We start from the raw sequence: 18,468 nt of genomic DNA, 5'->3' as shown, positions 1-18,468 counted from the left end.
GCGGACCTGCACGGTGTCCCAGCCGGCCTCGATCAGGGCCAGGAACGCGTCGGCGGTGCCCGGCAGCGGCGGCCGGGACTCGGAAACACCCGCGCCGCCGCTGCCGCTGCCGGTGTTGTGGTCGCGTTTCCACGCCGCGATCAGCGCGTCGCGGTGCGAAGCCAGGGCGGCATCGAATTTCGCGGCATCGTGGTGGTCGAGCTTGATGCGGTAGCAGCTGCCGGCCTCATCGGAGGTCTTGCTGATCACCGGCCGCGCCGGCGGCGCCACCGGCTCAGGTTCGGGTCGCGGTTCAAGGTTGACCGCGGTACGCAACTGATTGACCGTGGCCACCGCGGCCAACTGCGCGTAATGCTCATCCGAACCCGCACCGGCCCGAGAAGCGATGACCCCGACCTGATCCAGTGAGAACCGGCCCTCGCGCATCCCCTGCACACAACGCGGGAACTCCTCCACCCGGCGCGCGATGGTGGTGATCGTTTTCGCATTAGCCGAAGACGAAGCGGTTTTCCAGGCCACCAACGACTCCACCGAACGCGCCCCGGTCATCCCACACAACTCATCGCGCTCCAGCTCAGCCACAATCTCCACGATCTGCCCATCAATCGCGTTGCGCTGACCGGCCAACTCCGCCAACTCCTCAAACAACACCGCCAAGCGCTCTTTAGGACTCACCACAGCCGACGCACCCGAAGACATAACCCCATCATCACAGGGGGGTACGACAAATCCGCTCCGCTGTGAAATCAGTACGCGGACAATCCCTTACCTCGCGCCGATGGCTCCATGCCTGAGGCCACCGATAAGGCATAGATCAGGCGTTGGCCAAAGACTCCGTCTTCTCGGCGCGCTGAGCAGGCTTCGGCCACGGCGCCGGAACGGGCCGCTGCCGGACCCGTTGCGGCCACCAGAACCACTTGCCCAGCAGTGCCGCGATCGACGGCGTCATCAGCGACCGGACGATCAGCGTGTCGAACAGCAAGCCGAGCCCGATCGTGGTACCGACCTGCCCGATCACCGTCAGTTCACTGACGGCCATCGTCATCATCGTGAAGGCGAACACGAGTCCCGCCGACGTGACCACGGAACCGGTGCCGCCCATCGCCCGGATGATGCCGGTGTTCAAGCCGGCATGGATCTCTTCCTTGAACCGGGACACCAGTAGCAGGTTGTAGTCGGCGCCCACGGCCAGCAGGATGATCACCGACATCGCCAGCACCATCCAGTGCAGCTCGATCCCGATGAGGTGCTGCCAGATCAGTACTGAGAGGCCGAAAGATGCACCCAGCGAGAGCAATACGGTGCCCACGATGACTGCTGAAGCCACCACACTGCGGGTCAGGATCAGCATGATGATGAAAATCAGGCACATGGAGGCGATTCCGGCGATCAACAGGTCGTAGTTGCTGCCTTCCTGCATGTCCTTGAAGGTGGCCGCCGTTCCGCCGAGGAGGATCTTCGAACCCTCCATCGGCGTGCCCTTGAGGGCTTCGTAGCTGGCCTTCTTGATCGCATCGATATGCGAAATACCTTCTGCCGACATCGGATCACCGTCATGGCTGATGATGAAACGCACGGCGTGGCCGTCGGGGGAGATGAAGTTCTTCATACCCTTCTTGAATTCAGGGTTGTCGAACGTCTCCGGCGGCAGATAGAACGAGTCGTCGTTCTTGGACGCGTCGAAGGCCTTGCCCATGGCGGCGGAGTCGCGCTGTGCCCGCTGTTGCTGTTCCAGCAGACCCTTCTGGGTCGAATACATGGTCAGCATCATCGTTTTCATGTTCTTCATGTTCGCGATCATCTCGGGCATCAACGCCACCATCCGCGGCATCAGGGTGTCCAGGTGATCCATGACGGGCAGCAGGCTCTGGATGTCGTCGGTCATCGTGTCGATGCCGTCCAGGGCGTCGAACACCGAGCGCAACGAGAAGCACACCGGAATGTCGTAGCAGTGCTTCTCCCAGTAGAAGTACGACCGGATGGGCCGGAAGAAGTCCTCGAAATCGGCCATGTGATCCCGTAACTCGGCGACATCGATGGTCATCGAGTGCATTTTGCCGACCATCACGTGCATGTCGTTGGCCATCTGCACGGTGATGTCCTGCATCTGCTCCATGCTGTTGATGGTCGTCTGCATCTCGTCGGACTGCTTGAGCATGTCGGCGATCTGGTCTTCTTGGTACTTCTGCGTCATCTGCTGGCTGACGCCTTGCATGCTGATCTGGAAAGGGATCGACGTGTGCTCGATCGGCGTGCCCTCGGGCCGGGTGATGGCCTGCACGCGACTGATTCCGGGTACCCGGAAGATCGCTTTCGCGATTTTGTCGATGACCAGGAAGTCCGCGGAATTCCGTAGATCGTGGTCACTTTCGATCATCAGCAGCTCGGGGTTCATCCGGGCCTTGGAGAAGTGTCGATCGGCGGCCGCATAGCCGGCGTTCGCCGGTAGATCGGCGGGCAGGTAGTTGCGGTCGTTGTAGTTCGTTCGGTATCCGGGCAGGGTGAGTAGACCGACGAGCGCAATCCCGATGGTCACGACCAGGATTGGGCCCGGCCACCGCACGACGAGGGCGCCGATCTTGCGCCAGCCGCGGATGCGTTGCGCGCGTTTGGGCTCGAGAATCTGGCGGAAGCGTGATGCCACCGAGATGACCGCGGGCCCAAGCGTCAATGCTGCGAGCACCACCACCACCATGCCGATGGCCAGCGGGACGCCCAGCGTCTGGAAATAGGGCAGGTTGGTGAAGTGCAGGCAGAATGTCGCGCCGGCGATGGTCATGCCGGAGCCGAGCACGACGTGGGCCGTGCCGCCGAACATGGTGTAGTAGGCGTCTTCTCGGGATTCACCGACGGCCCGGGCTTCCTGATATCGGCCGATCAGGAAGATCGCGTAGTCAGTCGCGGCCGCAATCGCCAGGGTCACTAGCAGATTGCAGGCGAACGTGGAGAGCCCAATGATCTTGTGGTAGCCCAGGAACGCGACCGCACCGCGGGCCGCGGCCAACTCGAACACGACCATCGCCAACGTAAGCAACACCGTGACGACGGATCGGTAGACCATCAGCAGCATCGCGATGATGACCAAGAAGGTCACGGCCGTGATCACCTGCAGGCTGCGGTCGCCGGCCAGATGCTGGTCGGCTTCCAGCGCAGAAGGGCCGGTGACGTAAGCCTTGACCCCCTTGGGTGGGGAGGTTCCTTCCACGATGTTCTGGACGGCTTCGACCGAGTCGTTGGCCTTCGTCTCGCCCATGTTTCCGACGAGGTAGACCTGGACGTAAGCGGCTTTGCCGTCGTTGCTCTGGGCGCCGGCCCCGGTGAGGGGATCGCTCCAGAAGTCTTGGACGTGCTCAACGTGTGCGCGGTCGGCTTCGAGCTTCTTGACGATCTGGTCGTAGTAGGCATGCGCCTCGGCGCCCAGCGCGTTCTGGCCCTCCAGCACGATCATCACCGAGCTGTTGGACTTGTACTCCTTGAACACCTCGCCAACGCGCTTGGTCGCGATCACCGATTGCGCGTCGTCGGGGCTCATCGACACCGACCGCATCTTGCCGACCTCGTCAAGCTGGGGGACGACCACGTTCAGCAGCGCGATCAGTGCGATCCAGCCCAGGATGATCAGCAGGGCGAACTTACGGACGAAACGTGGGATCGCCCCGCGCGCAGCGTGTTTGGTGACCGGGATCGAATCGGTCGGCGCGTCGTGGGTAGCTGTGCTCATGCGGATTTCACCAAGCAGGAAGTCAGGGCGTGCACGCCGGTGGCTGTTTTCTCGTCCTTGATTTCGTCGTCGACGGTGATGCGGCAGCCGAGGTAATTGCCGTCGCTCTGTGCGGAGATGTTCGGGAACACTGAGGGCGCCGTGGTGCTAAGCACCAACGTCCAGGGCAACGGCGCGTCGTCCAAGCGCTGCGGTGAAGCACTGAGATCCAGATAGTTGACATTGGCACTGGCGGCCGAACCGAAGATCTCGTACTTGACGACCTTGGGTTTGAACGGCTTCGAGTCGTCCACCTTCGCGCTGGTCAGCGTGTCCTCCTGATTGAGGGCGTAAAACGACTTGACGCGGGCCACGGCAAAGCCGCCGATAACCACGACGGCCACGATCAACAGCGGCAACCAGGCGTTGCGCACGATCTTCGTCATCGCTCATTCACTGACAACTGCCCGATCCCTTTCCCGCTTGGTGGTGCTGACAAGTCGCCTTGCGTCACAACGTGTTCGAACGTGCAGTGGAAAAATGCCCCGGGGGACCGAGGCATGGTCGGGCGCAGCGGCCGAACCATGGATACATGATCTGCATATTTTGCAGACTATGCAAGTTTGTGTGTCGCTGGTCACGCCCTCAGGTGGAAAAGATGCTGTTGACCAGCGCGGCAGCTCGTTCGACGTAGGGCATCGGCGTGTCCCCGGCGTCTTGCGAATCGCTGCTTGACCAGCGTTCTATACCCGAACGCACGGCCGTCAACGCCAAAGCGGCGATCAATGCCGGAATTTCGTCATCGGCGCGCATGCCTTGGCGTTGGGCGACGATGTCGGTGAGGTGCGTCTGAAACCGTTCCAGATCTGCCAGGAACGCCGCGAGCACCGCCGGTGTCGTTTTAGCCAGATCCAGCATGCATACCGCCTGCTCGCGCTCGGGCGGCATGTCCCGCAGATGGTGTGCGGCAAGGGTAATGAGTTCTTCCAGCACCACCGAATAGGGGGCCGGCCCGGCGGCGACGAACTCGGCGGCCAGCTCCGGCGGCAGGTCAGAGGGGCCGTAGGCGATCGCGGCTTCCTTGTTCGGGAAGTAGTTGAAGAACGTGCGGGTCGAGATTCCCGCCTGGACGCAGATCTCCTCGATCGTGACCTTGTCCCAGCCCCGCGCCTGTGCCAAACGCACGGCAGCGCCGCGGATGTCCGCACTGGTCTGGCGGCGGCGCCGCTCGCGCAGGCCTAACTGGGTCGACATAGCAATCAATATTTGCACGAAATGCACACTTTGCACTCATCGAGTGGCACAGATTACTGGCGCCGGGTTTGCCGGCGGCTCTACTGGGGCGATACTCAGAGAGACATTCCGCATCGAAGGGGAGATGGCAGTGCCTCGAATCGCGCGATCAGCGGTCTTTGCTGATGTCCCGACGCAAGACCTCGCTCAAGGAGACCGGATCAACCTTGGCGTGGCAGCGATCATGAGTCGCATTCCTGGCGTGGCCGAAGCCGTCGGCAACCTGACGGCCGCGCTGCGCGGCAACGGGACCTTGCCACCCCGGCTTCTCGAACTCGTGCGGTTGCGTATCGCCTTCTTCAACCAGTGCCGCAGCTGCATTGCGGTGCGTTATGAGAGCGCCGTCGCCGACGGTCTCGACGAGGCGGCGGTCTGCTCACTGGAGCGACCCGCCGAAGCCGCGAACCTGTCCGCCGCCGAACGGGCCGCCCTGCGTTTTGCGGAGCTGTTCGCCACCGACCACCTGGCCATCGACGACGCGGTCTACGACGAGTTGCGCGAGCACTTCACCGAGGATCAACTGGTGGAACTCGGCCTGCATTGTGCGATTGGACTGGGAATCGGACGTCTCTCGGCGACGTGGGACGTCAGTGACGATCTCCCGGAGGCAGCTAGGTCGGGAGGCGTTGTGGCGCCGTGGAATTCGGCGTCGGTGGTGGCTTCGGGCTGAGCGTTACCGTTTGCCCCAGTCCCACGGCGGCGTCGTCAGCAGACCCTGACCGGTGATCCGCGTTTCGCCGAAATCTTTGTACAGTTCGATCTCGACCGCGTCGTCGTCGTTGAGCAGTTCGCGCAGCGATGCGGAATGGGTGACCACCACCACCTGGGTGTGTTCGGCCGCGATACGGATCAGCGACGCCAGCGGACCGACCAGGCTGGGGTGCAGTGAGGTTTCGGGTTCGTTGAGCACCATGAGCGACGGTCGCTGCGGGCTGAGCAACGCGGCGGCCCAGAGCAGGAAACGCAGTGTCCCGTCCGACAATTCGGCTGACCGCAGTGGCCGCAACATGCCCCGCTGCTGCAGCTGAAGATCGAACAGGCCGTTGCTGACATCGACCGCGATGGTGGCGCCGTCGAATGCGTCGGCGACGATACGGCTCAGGTCGTCGAAGCCCGCCTCGACGATCGTCTGGATCGCAGCGGCTAGGTCCCTGCCGTCATCGGACAGCACCGGCGTGCGGGTCCCCACTTGCGGTTGGCGGGCGGGCGCGGCGGCGTCGACGCGAAAGCCGTCGTAGAACCGCCAGCCGCGCAGCCGCTCCCGCACGGCGGCAAGCTCCGGAAGTGCTTGCGGGTGAGCATATTCAGCGAGCACGCTGCGGTACGCCGGCAGCGTCCGGCACAGCTCCTCGAACCCCGAATCCCCGCTGACTTCCGCGAATTCGCGGGTGCGTCGCACCAGCGTGGTGGCGGGTCGCAGTACCGGTCCGACGAACAAGGCTTCGCGTTTGATTTCCGGGTCACGCGCGAACGCCGACCGATAGCCGGCCATCTGCGGTATGCCTAGGTCGACCAGGTAACCGAAATCATCTGCGGCAAAACCAAGTTCGAGGGATACCGGCCGGGTGCGTGCAGTGCCCTGGGCCTTGCCTTCCCGACGGGCCCCGCCGAGTTGCTCCGGCCCGGCCCACAGCACCGATTCCAGCCCGCCCTCCCGGGCCAGGGAACCGATGACCTCGCCGCGACCGCAATCGGCCAGTAGCCGCAGCGCGCGGTACACCGAGGATTTGCCGGTGCCGTTCGCACCGGTGACGACGGACAGCCGGCCCAGCGGCAGGATGAGTTCGCGCAGTGAGCGATAGCCGCGCACCGCGACCGTCTGCAGCATGCGGTTCTCCTATGTCAGGCCGCCGACACTTGGCAAGGCTCGCTACGCGCGGACTGGGGACTTGCACGTCGCTGTTCGTATTGCCATTGGATCATGCACTGTGAGGCGTTCCGCACCTGCATTCATCCAGGGCCAGCCACGGAAGCGATGACGACCCGAAATGGCTTGAGCCGGTTGGGTTAAAGACCCGCGAAGTCGCCGACGGCAGTCATCTTGTTGCCGTCCCGGGCTGTGGCGAAGCCGCCAGCGGTGAATGCGCAGTTCAGGATGATCGCTTGGTGTGGCGGACTTGCCATCCAACCGTCGAGCGCGGCGGTCGGAGTCGCGGCAGAACCGGTGCCCCAATAGACGATCTCTCCCGTGCGGCCAGCCCGGTAGCCGGCCTCCGCGATCCGTGCCTGCGGGAGCGAGCCATCCGAACCGAGATGGCCGTCCACCGCGTTCTTCAACATGTCGTTGGCGTGCCGCTGCGCTGCTTCTGTCAAACGCGGGTCATCGGCGATCGCCCCACATGTCTGGCGCAGCTGGTTGATGCCGTTGTAGAGCGCGGAATCATCGGCGTGGGCGGTAACGCCAGCAAGCGAGCCGAAAGCCGTTGTGAAAGCAGCGCAAAATGAGAAGACGGCCAAAACCTTGAACTTCATCGTCATGTTGCCTCGGGCCAAACACTCGCTTCGCTGCAATACAAATGTTATCCACGTTCGGCCTGAAGAGTCGAGAGCGTGATTTTCTTCGCTATGGCGAACGTGGACTTAGCGTTACCCGTTGGGAGTGCCAGTAAACGCGGCGTCGGTTCAGGGTGCGGAGAGAGTGCCGAACCCGCTGATGGCTACCAGCTGGCGGTCGGTGCTGACTGGTGTGCGGAAGTGTCAGTCCCGCAACGCATTAAGGGTTATTAACAATGGTGCTACCACCGGGCGTGGTGTAGTCAATATAGATTGGACGGTTGGCGAAGGGCAGATAGCCCGTGTTCATCAGCCCTGACGAAATAACCGTCGGTTGATAAGGGCCGTTCGTGTTGAAGGAGTACAACGGCTTCTGCATGTTGGAGTCCGCGTAGACCGTGATCTGCGTGCCTGCGGGCAACGCGCCAGCGCCGCCGATTACCGACGCGGGCATGGTGCCATACACGCCGCCGGAGTCGACAATGGAAGGCACGGCTACGACAGGGGTGTTACCGACTTGCACGTAGAGGGTGGTGATGGGTGAGCCGTTCAGTGAGGCATAGGGGATCGGGTTCTGATAGTCGTTGGGACCAAAGCGAAGTATCGCGTTGTCCATATCGACGAGGACGCCTTGGTTGAGGTTGCCGGGCAATGCCATGTTGGGAATGCTCGGCCCCGGGCCCACCGCATTGGGTCCAACGCCCAAGACACCGTCCACCCCCGCGGTCGCGAAGTAGGCGTCGAATGGAGTGGTGAACGGGTTCTTCAAGAACTCGGTGAAGTACGCCGAGATCGCGAATGGCGACGTCGGTAGCGAGAAGAGCACGACGTTCACGCCGGTTGGCGCGGTAACCAGGCCGTTTCCGAAGTCCACCGTCGTGGGGAAGGTGGCGTATAGGTACGTCAGGCCGCCGCTGTAGGCACTGACGTTCAATCCGGTCGGCAGGCCCATGCGCAGCAGCCCCAGCGGCCCGCCGACGTCTTTCATTTGAACGACGAGTCCTGCGGAACCAGTGTCGACCAGTATTGGCCCGGTGCTGTGGCCGTTCACCGCAAGATTCACGACTGGCTCGGTGACGTTGATCGTCGGCATCGGGACGGTACGACCGTCCAAACCTGCACCGCTGAAACCGGGGTTGCCCCACAGCAGGCCGGCAGCCCCGCCGGGACCGCCGAGCCCCCGGTTAATTCCGGCGATACCGCCACCAGTACCACCGGGGCCGCCGTTGCCGATCAAACCGGCCGCACCGCCGGCGCCACCTGTTGCGCCCGGGGTGGTTGGTGAGTAACCAGCGCCACCGTTACCCCACAAGATCCCGCCGGCGCCACCGTTCGGATTCGCGGCAGTACCAGGTGCTCCGTCGCCGATCAGCGGCCGGCCTAACAGAATTTGGGTGGGCGCGTTGATGACATCGAAAACGGGGTCCAGCACCGACGCGGCCGCCGCCTCGGCAGACGCGTACGAGCCCGTCGCAGCATTCAGCGACTGCACGAACTGCTGGTGAAACGCAGCCACCCGGGCGTTCACCAACTGGAACTCGTCGCCAAACTCCCCGAACAACGTCGCCACCGCGGCGGACACCTCGTCGGCCGCGGCAGCCGCCAGCCCGGTGGTCGGAGCGGCCGCGGCCGCACTCGCGGCATGCAGCGAAGATCCGATGCCTTCCAGGTCCGCTGCGGCCAACGACAGCCAGTCAGGAGCCACGGCTAGAAACGACACGTCGCCCCCCTAACGTCGACCAGCGCGCTGCGCTCTAAAGCCTATCCAGATTCCCACCCCGGGATCTCGGCTTTCGGCACTCGGAATGTTACCTGTGGGTGACACGTACGGCGCCTTACCCACGTAATCGTCTCGAGCCGAACCGCACTGCGAGAGTCCGGGCCGAAAATCGCCGCCAGGTTCCGCTCGCGAGCACATCCCGAACTAGAGCGCCGCCAAGATTGCGTCCACCCGGTCACGCGCGTCGCCGAACAGCATGGCGGTGTTGTCCCGGAAGAACAGCGGATTCTGCACACCGGCATAACCCGAGGCCATGGACCGCTTGAACACGATCACGTTGTCGGCCTCCCACACGGTCAGCACCGGCATGCCCGCAATGGGGCTGCTCGGGTCCTCTGCCGCGGCCGGGTTGACCGTGTCGTTGGCGCCGATCACCAGAACCACCGCGGTGTCACCAAAGTCGTCGTTGATCTCGTCCATTTCCAGCACGATGTCGTAGGGGACCTTGGCCTCGGCCAGCAGCACGTTCATGTGGCCGGGCAGACGACCGGCGACAGGGTGGATGCCGAAGCGGACGTTGACCCCGCGGGCCCGTAGCCGGCGGGTCAGCTCGGCGACGCCGTTCTGGGCCTGGGCGACAGCCATTCCGTAGCCGGGCGTGATGATGACCGTGTCGGCCGAGTCGAGTAGCTCGGCGACGCTTTCGGCGGTGATTTCGCGGTGTTCGCCGTAGTCCTTGTCGCTGGCCGGACCGGCCTCGATGCCGAAGCCGCCGGCGATCACCGAGATGAAGGACCGGTTCATCGCTTTGCACATGATGTAGGACAGATACGCACCGGAGGAACCCACGAGCGCGCCGGTGATGATCAGCAGGTCGTTGCTGAGCAGGAAGCCGGACGCGGCCGCGGCCCAACCGGAGTAGCTGTTCAGCATCGACACCACCACCGGCATGTCGCCGCCGCCGATCGAGGCGACCAGGTGCCAGCCGAGCAACAGCGCCAGCACGGTCACCGCGGCCAGGAGCCAGATCGTCGGGTCGATCACGAACCACACCGTCAGCGCGGCGAAGACCACCAGCGCACCCAGGTTCAGGAAGTTCTTGCCCGGCAGCATCATGGGGGCGGACTTGATCCGCGCCGAGAGCTTCAGGTTCGCCACGATCGACCCGGTGAACGTCACCGCACCGATGAACACGCCGACCACGACCTCGGCCGAGTGGATCCCGGCCAGGCCTTCGGCGCGCAGCGCAATGGCGTCCGCGCCGTGCGGATGGCCCTCGATGTGCAGGTAGCCGTTCCAGCCGACCAGTACCGCGGCCAGACCGACGAACGAGTGCAGCAGGGCGATCAGTTCGGGCATGCCGGTCATCTCGACCACCCGGGCCCGCCACAACCCGATCGAGGCGCCGACCAGCATCGCTCCCACCAGGAGCGCCAGCCCCAGGGGCTTGATGGTGTGGTCCAGCGCCAGCGCGATGGTCGCGACCAGCGCCACTGCCATGCCGACGGTGCCGAAGGTGTTGCCGGCCCTGGACGTCTCGTGCCGGGACAGCCCGGCCAGCGCCAGGATGAACAGCAGCGCCGCGACGACGTAGGCCGCGGTTGCGGTGGTTTCTACCGTGAACAAAGGAAATCCTCCGGTTGGTTGCGCGGGCTCAGCTGCGCGAGAACATGGCCAGCATTCGCCGCGTCACCGCGAAGCCGCCGAAGATGTTGATGCTGGCCAGCAGAATCGCCACGGCTGACACCACGGTGATCGCGAGGTCGTCGCGGCCGATCTGCAGCAGAGCGCCCAGCACGATGATTCCCGAGATCGCGTTCGTCACCGACATCAGCGGGGTGTGCAGCGCGTGGTGCACGTGCCCGATGACGTAATAACCAATCACGATTGCCAGCGCGAAAACCGTGAGATGCACCTGTAGGGCAGCGGGGGAGAGCGCGATGAGCGCGAACAGCACGGCGGCGGCCACGAACGCGGTGCCCAGCCGTCGTCCAGTGGACATCGGCTTCTTGGCCTGGGGCTGCTTGGCGGGCGCGGCGGGCGTCGCGGCGACCGCTGGCGCCGCGCTGACCTGCACGGGCGGCGGGGGCCAGGTCTTCTCGCCGTTGCGTACCACGGTCATGGAGCGCTGCACGACGTCGTCGAAGTCCAGGACGAGCTGGCCGTCCTTCTCCGGGGTCATCAGCTTGAGCAGGTTGACCAGGTTCGTTCCATACAGCTGCGAGGACTGCGCGGGCAGCCGTCCGGCCAGGTCGGTGTAACCGATGATGGTCACGTCGTTGTCGGTGACGACCTTCTGGTCCTTGACGGTGCCTTCGACGTTGCCGCCGTTGGCCGCGGCCATGTCGACGATCACGCTGCCCGGCTTCATCGAGGCGACCATGTCGCCGGTGATGATCCGCGGGGCGGGCTTTCCGGGGATCAGTGCCGTCGTGATGATGATGTCGACGTCTTTGCACTGCTCCTCATACAACCGCGCCTCGCGCGCCTTGTAGTCGTCGCTCATCTCCTTGGCGTACCCGGTGGCCGAAACTTCGGCTTCCTCGGATTCAATCGAAAGGTATTCGCCGCCAAGGGATTTGACCTGATCGGCGACTTCCGGTCGCGGGTCGGTGGCGCGCACGATGGCACCGAGGCTGCCCGCCGACCCGATCGCAGAGAGTCCCGCCACCCCCGCTCCGACCACCAGCACCTTGGCGGGCGGGACCTTGCCGGCGGCGGTGACCTGCCCGGTAAAGAACCAGCCGAACGCGTGGGCGGCCTCCACCACCGCGCGGTAGCCGGCGATATTGGCCATCGACGAGAGCACGTCGAGCGACTGTGCCCGGGAGATGCGGGGCACCGCATCCATGGCCAGCACGGTGATCGGGCGTTTCGTGAGCTTCTCCACCAGTTCCGGCTGCAGGGCGGGGGAGATGAGGCTGACCAGGGTGGCGCCTTCGCGCACGGCGTTGATCTCGTCGTCGTTCGGTTGGTTCACCTTCAAGACGACGTCGGCCGCCCACGTCTGCTCGAACGAACCGATCTCGGCGCCGGCCTCGACATATGCACCGTCGGGAAAGCTCGCGGCGGCACCGGCCTCAGATTCGACAACCACCGCGTAGCCGAGCTTGATGAGCTGGCCGACCGTTTGCGGCGTGGCGGCGACGCGCGTCTCACCAGGGAGGGACTCGCGTGGTATTCCGATGATCACTTGCTTGCGTCCGTTCGATGGATGAGCTTTCACAAATCGCCGCAAAGCCTACGGCAGGTCGCCATGCCCACGAAAACAGCTCCGCGAGCCGGTTAACCTCGGAAGGCCGGACGCCGACGCGGGGAGGGGTTTTGTCAGCGATACCTGTGATCGCACTCACCGGGCATCTGGGTGCGGGCAAGACGACGCTGCTCAACCACCTGTTGCGCACTCCTGGTACCCGCATCGGGGTCGTCGTCAACGACTTCGGTGAACTCAACATCGACGCCGGTCTGGTCGCCGGTCAGATCGACGAACCGGCGTCGATTGCCGGCGGATGCATCTGCTGCCTGCCCGACGACGGCGGCCTTCCGGACGCGCTCATTAAGCTCGCCGACCCAGCCCGGCGCCTGGACGCCATCGTCGTTGAGGCCAGCGGCCTGGCAGATCCCGTGGCGATCGCGCGGATCATCGGATTCAGCGAGGTGACCGGGGTGCGGCCCGGTGGGCTCGTCGACGTCATCGACGCCGCGAACCATTTCGACACCGTCGACCGCACCGAACTGCCTCCGGCGCGGTACGGCGCGGCCTCGTTGATCGTGGTCAACAAACTCGACCAAGTTCGGTCGGATCAGCGGCAGGCAGTGCTACAGCGCGTCAAAGAACGTGTATCGCAACGCAATCCGCGCGTGGAGGTGGTGGGCACCACGGATGGCCGGATCGATCCGGCGCTGCTTTTCGACTCGTCGGACACGGCCGAGGACGCTGGGCAGCTGTCGTTTCGAGAGTTGCTGCTGGAGGCCGACCACGCCCACGACCACGTCGAGGCCGACGCCGTCACGGTCACCAGCAGCGGGTGTGTCGACGTCGAAGCGTTGATCGACCTTGTCGAGCAACCGCCGCCCGGCGTGTTCCGGCTGAAAGGCGTTGTGGCGGTGCAGCAACGGGCACGCGTACGAAACTATGTCGTCAATGTCGTAGGTGGCGCGATCCACATCGGGGACGCACCGGCGTCGGCCGTGCCCAATTGTCTGGTTGCTATCGGGATGGAGCTGGACGTTCCCGCTGTGCGGGCGAGGCTGGGTGCGGCCCTGCAGCCCGCAGCTTCGGCGTCGCAGGACGGTTTGCGGCGGCTGCAGCGTTACCGGCGATGGAGCGCGTGATCGGGGATCAGCGGCCCTGTGCTGTCTTCTCAACACCGAAGTTGCTCGCCGCTGATCACCTCACGCGGAGAACAGAGGCAACCATGCCATCTCCGTCGCTACGCGAACCGTACTCTCTTTGCGGTCGTTATACTGCCCTGTCGGACGTCGGGCGCCGTCAGATTGATCAGCAAGGGCCTGGAGTAGGTATTGAGCGACGATATTTATGCCACTTTGGCGCAGCTGGCGCGCAGCTTGCACAGTCAGCAGGACGTTGATTTTGATTCAGATCAACTATTACGTGGGGTGACTGAAACTGCCACCCAGATCTTGCCGGGGGTGGCGCACGCCGGCGTGACGCTTGTAGTCAATCGGCGCCGCCGGACAATCGAATCGGTCGCCGCCACGGGCACGGTCCCCAGAACGCTCGACAGGTTGCAGGACGAGCACCAGCAAGGCCCCTGCTTGGAAGCGCTGTGGAACCAGTACACGGTCCGCGTCGAGGACTATCACCAAGAGACTCGTTGGCCCGACTTCGTCGCCGATCTGATCCAGCAGACAGCAGTGCGCTCCAGTTTGTCGATCCAGCTCTACACCAATGAAAACGAGCTCGGGACGGTCAACCTGTACTCCGAAGACGTCGGGGCTTTCACGCCGGAAGTCGAGGACCTTGCGCTGGCGCTGGCAGCGCAGGCAGCGGTCGGTCTGGCAGGCGCCAGAAGCAACGACGAACTCCGCAGTGCGTTGGCCTCCCGCGACATCATCGGTCAGGCCAAAGGCATCATCATGGAGAGCCAAAAGGTGACGTCCAGCGAGGCTTTCACCCTGCTGACCAAGCTGTCCCAGGAGTCCAACACACCTATATATGAGGTGGCCCGCAAACTCGTATTCGTCGACCGATCGCTGGGCTAGCGCGGCGATCGCCGGCACCGATCGCTGGGCCAGCGCGGCGATCGCCGGCACCGTCCGGCAAAATACGCGCGATGTCTTCCTCGCTGGCTGACGTGCTTGCCACCATGGAGCTTGCGCGGGTTGGCCCGTGGCTTTTCGTCGGCCAACAACTTTCAGCGCCGGGCAACCACATCCTGGGTGGTCACATTTCCGCTCAGGCTCTGTTGGCGGCGAGCCATACGGCACCCGGGCGAGCACCGCACAGCGTGCACACCTATTTCCTGCGGCCAGGCGACTCCGGACGGCCGGTCGACTTCGAAGTGACCGATCTGCAAGAAGGGCGCAGGTTCTCAGCGCGCCGGGTTACCGCCCGGCAAGACGGCAAGATCCTGATGGAAGCGATGTCGTCGTTCAAGGTGGCTGATCCCGCGTCGGCTCAGGGTGTCTACCAGCCAGCGATTCCGCAAGCGCCGCAACCGGAGTCGCTGCCGTGGGTGGCATCGCATTTAGCCGAGTCCGGCGAGAGCACCCAGGGGCGGTGGGCAAGCCTGCGTTGGTTCGAGCGCCGCGTCATCGACACCGACGACGCGCCGCCGGCCCGCTCCCTGATGTGGTGGCGGCCCGATGGAGAGGTACCCGACGACCCGGCGCTGGCAGCGAGTCTGGTCGCCTATTTGTCGGCGGTGACGTTGACCGAACCGGCGTTCGTGGCACGCGGCGGTGTCGGTGAGTCCGCGCAGCGTGACCATTCGGTGTGGTTCCATGCTCCGGCGATATTGTCGGATTGGCTACTGCTGGAACGGTCTTCACCGAGCAGCGCGGACTCGATCGCTCTTGCCAGTGGGACCATGTTCAACCGTAACGGCGATTTGGTGGCCACCGTGCGGCAGGAGATGTACTTTCCGCCGCGGTGATTTACCGGCAGCGACTGTCTGCTCTGCAGCGTCTGCTATCGGTTGATGTGCAGTGGTCCGATGCCGATGAGGTTGTCGCCGACCAGGCCGATGCCGAGGTTGTGGTTGCCGGTGTTGAAGAAGCCTTGGTTCCAGTTGCCTTGGTTGCCGACGCCGAGTGCGGTGAGCAGGGATATGGGCAGGCCGGAGTTGTAGGTGCCGGTGTTGGCGATGCCGATGTTGAAGACGCCGTTGTTGGCGATGCCGACGTTTTGGTTGCCGGTGTTGAATGCGCCGACGAGTTCGGTGCCGTTGTTGGCGATGCCGAAGCCGCCGAAGGTGGTGATGGGGTCGGTGGGGGTGAAGAAGGGGCTGACGTTGTTGAGGCCGAAGTTGAGGGTGCCGGTGTTGAAGAACCCGATGTTGCCTTCGCCGATGTTGCCGTAGCCGAAGCTGGGCAACACGCTGGCGGCGGGCAGTATCGACGGCAGGCTGGGCAGGCTCGGGAAGCTGGGCAGGCTGGGCAGGTTGGCGGCGTTGATGTGCAGTGGTCCGATGCCGATGAGGTTGTCGCCGACCAGGCCGATGCCGAGGTTGTGGTTGCCGGTGTTGAAGAAGCCTTGGTTCCAGTTGCCTTGGTTGCCGACGCCGAGTGCGGTGAGCAGGGATATGGGCAGGCCGGAGTTGTAGGTGCCGGTGTTGGCGATGCCGATGTTGAAGACGCCGTTGTTGGCGATGCCGACGTTTTGGTTGCCGGTGTTGAATGCGCCGACGAGTTCGGTGCCGTTGTTGGCGATGCCGAAGCCGCCGAAGGTGGTGATGGGGTCGGTGGGGGTGAAGAAGGGGCTGACGTTGTTGAGGCCGAAGTTGAGGGTGCCGGTGTTGAAGAACCCGATGTTGCCTTCGCCGATGTTGCCGTAGCCGAAGCTGGGCAACGCGCTGGCGGCGGGCGAAATTAGTTGCGCTACCGCAGCCGCCGCATTGGCGTGATAGCCGAGCATGGCCGTCACGTCCGCAGCCCACATTTCTTCGTAGAGGCTCTCGACCGCGGCGATCGCCGGGGCATTCTGTCCGAAGAGATTCGACAGCACTAGCGACACCAGGTTCGATCGGTTGGCTGAGATGAGCGCGGGGTGAACCGTGGCTGCCAGTGCCGATTCAAAGGCGCCGGCGACTGCCTGCGCTTGCGTCGACGTTCCGACCGCTTGTACCGCCGCCGTCGCCAAATAATTCGCATATGGTGCCGCGGCAGCTGCCATTGCCTGGGCCGCCGGACCCTGCCATGCCTGGGCGGTGAGCCCCGATGTCAACGTCGAGAAAGACTCCGCCGCCGAATCCAATTCGGTGGCTAGCGAGCGCCAGGCCGCCGCTGCCTCCAACATGGGTCCCGAACCGGCGCCGGAGAACATCCTGGCAGAAGTGATTTCCGGGGGAAGCATGAAAAAGCTCATCGCTGGGTCAACCTTTCTGTATCACGTTGCTCCGGCAATGTCTTTGCTCAATGCACGAAGCCATCCGATACGGGCCGATAATGCCATGCGATATCGGATTGAGTGGGTGAATACATTTGATTTGCGAACGTATGGGAATTGACGTTTTGGTCAATGCGGCTACAAATGGGCGTTGACCTGCGGAGAGAGCCCTGGATTCAGGTTCCTGTGAATTTTTCTCAGGTTTCAGTTGCGACGGTGCGCTGCGGCTGGCCCGCACCAGCGCTCGCCTGGATGGGCACTGATCTTGGTCTAAAGCACCTGTATTGCGCGCGGTAGGCCATCTGTATTGGAGCATCTGTTGTTTGCTGAGAAAATCTCAGGTGGCGGCCCGCTGCAGTCTCGCAGGGGAATCCCGACTGTGCATTTCCCGACGGCTTCTCGGCGTGTCGCGTCGCAGGATTCACACTCGGCGGATCACGACGAGGCGTCGGCGGCGGGATTCACGCTCGGCGGGTCCACGAGGTGGCGGCAGGATTCACGCTCGGCGAGCCGCGAGGAGGCGGTCGGCGGCAGGAATTCACGCTCGGCGGATCACGAGGATGCCGTCGGCGGCTTCCTGTGGGGTCGCTTTAGCTGGGCGAACTTCGGTGAGTGGGCGAGGGTGACGAGCGCCTCGAACAGGTCGTCCGCCTCGTCGCCGGTAGGGATTCCGCACAGCACCGGACCGAAAAAGCAGTTGTCGTCGATGCACAGGATTGGGCAACCGCCGGTTTCGCCGAGTGCATCTTGGCTTTCCTGGTGCGCAAGGCTGAGCACGTCATCACGCTCGTCATCGAACATCGCCTCGGCAAGACTGCTGTCGACTCCGCACTCGGACAAAATCTCGCCGACTAGCTCTGGTGTCATGTCCTCGCCCGCATCGTGAAGATGCCGGCCGAGCGCGGTGTACAGCGGCTCGGTCAACTTGGGACCGCTGACTTCGACGGCGGCGAGCACGACGCGCCCTAGTTGACGTGACAACGCAAGGTGTTCGCGCTCTTTCTCCGAGTCGGGCTCCTGGCCTTCGTTGAGTACAGCCAGGCTCATCAGGTGCCAGGTGATGTCCAGGTCGCGGTGATCGGCCTGTTCGAGCAGCCAGCGCGATGCGGCCCAGGCGAAGGGGCACACCGGATCGAAGTAGAAGTCGATGGCCGTCATCGTGCACCTCCGGACAGAGCTTTGATCGCGGCACTGAGTTTCTCCGTGGCGTCCCGGGCGACTGGTTCGAGTTCGGATTCGCCAGAGACCTGGACCATGAGGTCCGGGTTCATCGCCTCGACGAGCGTGGAGCCGGGCGCGTCGGGGTCGGTCCGTACGACGACATTGCACGGCAGTAGAAGGCCGATCTGGCGGTTCACTCCAAGGGCGCGGTGGGCCAGGTTGGGGTTGCAGGCGCCCAGGATCAGGTAGGGCTCGATCTGCTCGTCGAGCTTGGCCTTGAGCGTGGCTTGGACATCGATTTCGGTCAACACTCCGAAACCCTGTTCGGCTAGCGCGGACCGGGTGCGCTCGACCGCCTCATCGAACGGAACATCGAGGGCCGCTGCCAGTGCGAGTGTCATCATTGCTTCCTTCCGCCGAACCCGTCGTCCGTACGTGACTTGGGTACCCTCCGAAGATTGTGGTAATCCGCGCGATTGCCGTCTGCGTGTGCAACTCGAATAGCCCAGTGGCGCAACGCAATTCGTCACA

The 18,468-nt window shown here is 63.8% G+C and carries 16 protein-coding genes; 4 read left to right on the top strand and 12 right to left on the bottom strand.

Annotated elements, in window-relative coordinates; genetic code table 11:
* The 4 genes from A5636_RS11840 to A5636_RS11825 all read right to left on the bottom strand — a co-directional run.
* Positions 1–699 (bottom strand): DUF222 domain-containing protein (locus A5636_RS11840; protein WP_155763771.1); only part of this gene is annotated, 699 nt, incomplete at its 3' end.
* A gap of 115 nt (positions 700–814) precedes the next feature.
* Complete coding sequence (locus A5636_RS11835; RefSeq protein WP_065158817.1) at positions 815–3,721, bottom strand: RND family transporter; 2,907 nt, start codon at positions 3,719–3,721, stop codon at positions 815–817.
* Positions 3,718–4,146: an MmpS family transport accessory protein gene (locus A5636_RS11830; protein ID WP_172827214.1), complete on the bottom strand. Its 429-nt coding sequence runs from the start codon at positions 4,144–4,146 to the stop codon at positions 3,718–3,720. The genes A5636_RS11835 and A5636_RS11830 overlap by 4 nt, the downstream gene beginning before the upstream one ends.
* 199 nt (positions 4,147–4,345) lie before the next feature.
* Entirely contained in the window at positions 4,346–4,954 is a 609-nt protein-coding gene (locus A5636_RS11825; RefSeq protein WP_065158816.1) for a TetR/AcrR family transcriptional regulator, read from the bottom strand.
* 43 nt (positions 4,955–4,997) lie between these two features.
* On the opposite strand from A5636_RS11825, the gene A5636_RS11820 reads away from it, so the two are divergent.
* On the top strand, positions 4,998–5,663 hold the full coding sequence (locus tag A5636_RS11820; protein WP_253900567.1) for a carboxymuconolactone decarboxylase family protein: 666 nt from the start codon (positions 4,998–5,000) through the stop codon (positions 5,661–5,663).
* Between the two features lie 3 nt (positions 5,664–5,666).
* Here the strand turns inward: A5636_RS11820 and A5636_RS11815 are convergent, their stop codons facing one another.
* The 5 genes from A5636_RS11815 to A5636_RS11795 all read right to left on the bottom strand — a co-directional run bounded on the left by A5636_RS11815 (position 5,667) and on the right by A5636_RS11795 (position 12,399).
* Positions 5,667–6,821 carry an AAA family ATPase gene (locus A5636_RS11815; RefSeq protein ID WP_065158814.1) on the bottom strand — a complete coding sequence of 385 codons (1,155 nt, stop codon included), beginning with the start codon at positions 6,819–6,821 and terminating at the stop codon, positions 5,667–5,669.
* Between the two features lie 179 nt (positions 6,822–7,000).
* Positions 7,001–7,465 carry a CAP domain-containing protein gene (locus A5636_RS11810; RefSeq protein WP_065158813.1) on the bottom strand — a complete coding sequence of 155 codons (465 nt, stop codon included), beginning with the start codon at positions 7,463–7,465 and terminating at the stop codon, positions 7,001–7,003.
* A 241-nt stretch (positions 7,466–7,706) separates the two neighbouring features.
* Positions 7,707–9,206: a PecA family PE domain-processing aspartic protease gene (locus tag A5636_RS11805; protein WP_065158812.1), complete on the bottom strand. Its 1,500-nt coding sequence runs from the start codon at positions 9,204–9,206 to the stop codon at positions 7,707–7,709.
* Positions 9,207–9,410: 204 nt separating this feature from the next.
* Positions 9,411–10,832, bottom strand: a complete 1,422-nt coding sequence (gene pntB / locus A5636_RS11800) for a Re/Si-specific NAD(P)(+) transhydrogenase subunit beta (RefSeq protein WP_065158811.1) — start codon at positions 10,830–10,832, stop codon at positions 9,411–9,413.
* A 28-nt stretch (positions 10,833–10,860) separates the two neighbouring features.
* Positions 10,861–12,399, bottom strand: coding sequence for a Re/Si-specific NAD(P)(+) transhydrogenase subunit alpha (locus A5636_RS11795; protein ID WP_065158810.1), 1,539 nt, complete (start codon positions 12,397–12,399; stop codon positions 10,861–10,863).
* Positions 12,400–12,530: 131 nt separating this feature from the next.
* Here A5636_RS11795 and A5636_RS11790 point away from each other — a divergent pair, with 131 nt between their 5' ends.
* The 3 genes from A5636_RS11790 to A5636_RS11780 all read left to right on the top strand — a co-directional run bounded on the left by A5636_RS11790 (position 12,531) and on the right by A5636_RS11780 (position 15,325).
* On the top strand, positions 12,531–13,541 hold the full coding sequence (locus A5636_RS11790; protein WP_065158809.1) for a CobW family GTP-binding protein: 1,011 nt from the start codon (positions 12,531–12,533) through the stop codon (positions 13,539–13,541).
* 189 nt (positions 13,542–13,730) lie between these two features.
* Complete coding sequence (locus tag A5636_RS11785; protein WP_065158808.1) at positions 13,731–14,432, top strand: GAF and ANTAR domain-containing protein; 702 nt, start codon at positions 13,731–13,733, stop codon at positions 14,430–14,432.
* Positions 14,433–14,503: 71 nt separating this feature from the next.
* Positions 14,504–15,325: an acyl-CoA thioesterase gene (locus A5636_RS11780; protein ID WP_065158807.1), complete on the top strand. Its 822-nt coding sequence runs from the start codon at positions 14,504–14,506 to the stop codon at positions 15,323–15,325.
* Positions 15,326–15,360: 35 nt separating this feature from the next.
* Here A5636_RS11780 and A5636_RS11775 read toward each other — a convergent pair whose 3' ends face one another.
* The 3 genes from A5636_RS11775 to A5636_RS11765 form a co-directional block, all read right to left on the bottom strand.
* Positions 15,361–16,755, bottom strand: a complete 1,395-nt coding sequence (locus A5636_RS11775; RefSeq protein ID WP_065158806.1) for a PPE family protein — start codon at positions 16,753–16,755, stop codon at positions 15,361–15,363.
* Positions 16,756–17,328: 573 nt separating this feature from the next.
* Positions 17,329–17,934 carry a mycothiol-dependent nitroreductase Rv2466c family protein gene (locus A5636_RS11770; protein WP_065158805.1) on the bottom strand — a complete coding sequence of 202 codons (606 nt, stop codon included), beginning with the start codon at positions 17,932–17,934 and terminating at the stop codon, positions 17,329–17,331.
* A complete protein-coding gene (locus A5636_RS11765) occupies positions 17,931–18,338 on the bottom strand; it encodes a DUF302 domain-containing protein (RefSeq protein WP_065158829.1) in 408 nt (135 codons plus the stop codon). Before A5636_RS11765 ends, A5636_RS11770 begins: the two co-directional genes overlap by 4 nt.
* Positions 18,339–18,468: the final 130 nt, after the last annotated feature.

Origin of the sequence: Mycobacterium asiaticum, from assembly GCF_001673315.1 — a bacterium.
Lineage (GTDB): Bacteria > Actinomycetota > Actinomycetes > Mycobacteriales > Mycobacteriaceae > Mycobacterium > Mycobacterium asiaticum_B.
Note: the sequence above shows the minus strand (reverse complement) of the source record. Positions and strands in the feature narration are given on the sequence as shown.

Excerpts from the sequence above, each read along its gene's own strand:
- A5636_RS11825 (WP_065158816.1), bottom strand. The coding sequence starts at position 4,954 with ATGTCGACCCAGTTAGGCCTGCGCGAGCGGCGCCGCCGCCAGACCAGT.
- A5636_RS11815 (WP_065158814.1), bottom strand. The coding sequence starts at position 6,821 with ATGCTGCAGACGGTCGCGGTGCGCGGCTATCGCTCACTGCGCGAACTC.
- A5636_RS11810 (WP_065158813.1), bottom strand. The coding sequence starts at position 7,465 with ATGAAGTTCAAGGTTTTGGCCGTCTTCTCATTTTGCGCTGCTTTCACA.
- A5636_RS11775 (WP_065158806.1), bottom strand. The coding sequence starts at position 16,755 with ATGAGCTTTTTCATGCTTCCCCCGGAAATCACTTCTGCCAGGATGTTC.
- A5636_RS11830 (WP_172827214.1), bottom strand. The coding sequence starts at position 4,146 with ATGACGAAGATCGTGCGCAACGCCTGGTTGCCGCTGTTGATCGTGGCC.
- A5636_RS11770 (WP_065158805.1), bottom strand. The coding sequence starts at position 17,934 with ATGACGGCCATCGACTTCTACTTCGATCCGGTGTGCCCCTTCGCCTGG.
- A5636_RS11835 (WP_065158817.1), bottom strand. The coding sequence starts at position 3,721 with ATGAGCACAGCTACCCACGACGCGCCGACCGATTCGATCCCGGTCACC.
- A5636_RS11765 (WP_065158829.1), bottom strand. The coding sequence starts at position 18,338 with ATGACACTCGCACTGGCAGCGGCCCTCGATGTTCCGTTCGATGAGGCG.
- A5636_RS11780 (WP_065158807.1), top strand. The coding sequence starts at position 14,504 with ATGTCTTCCTCGCTGGCTGACGTGCTTGCCACCATGGAGCTTGCGCGG.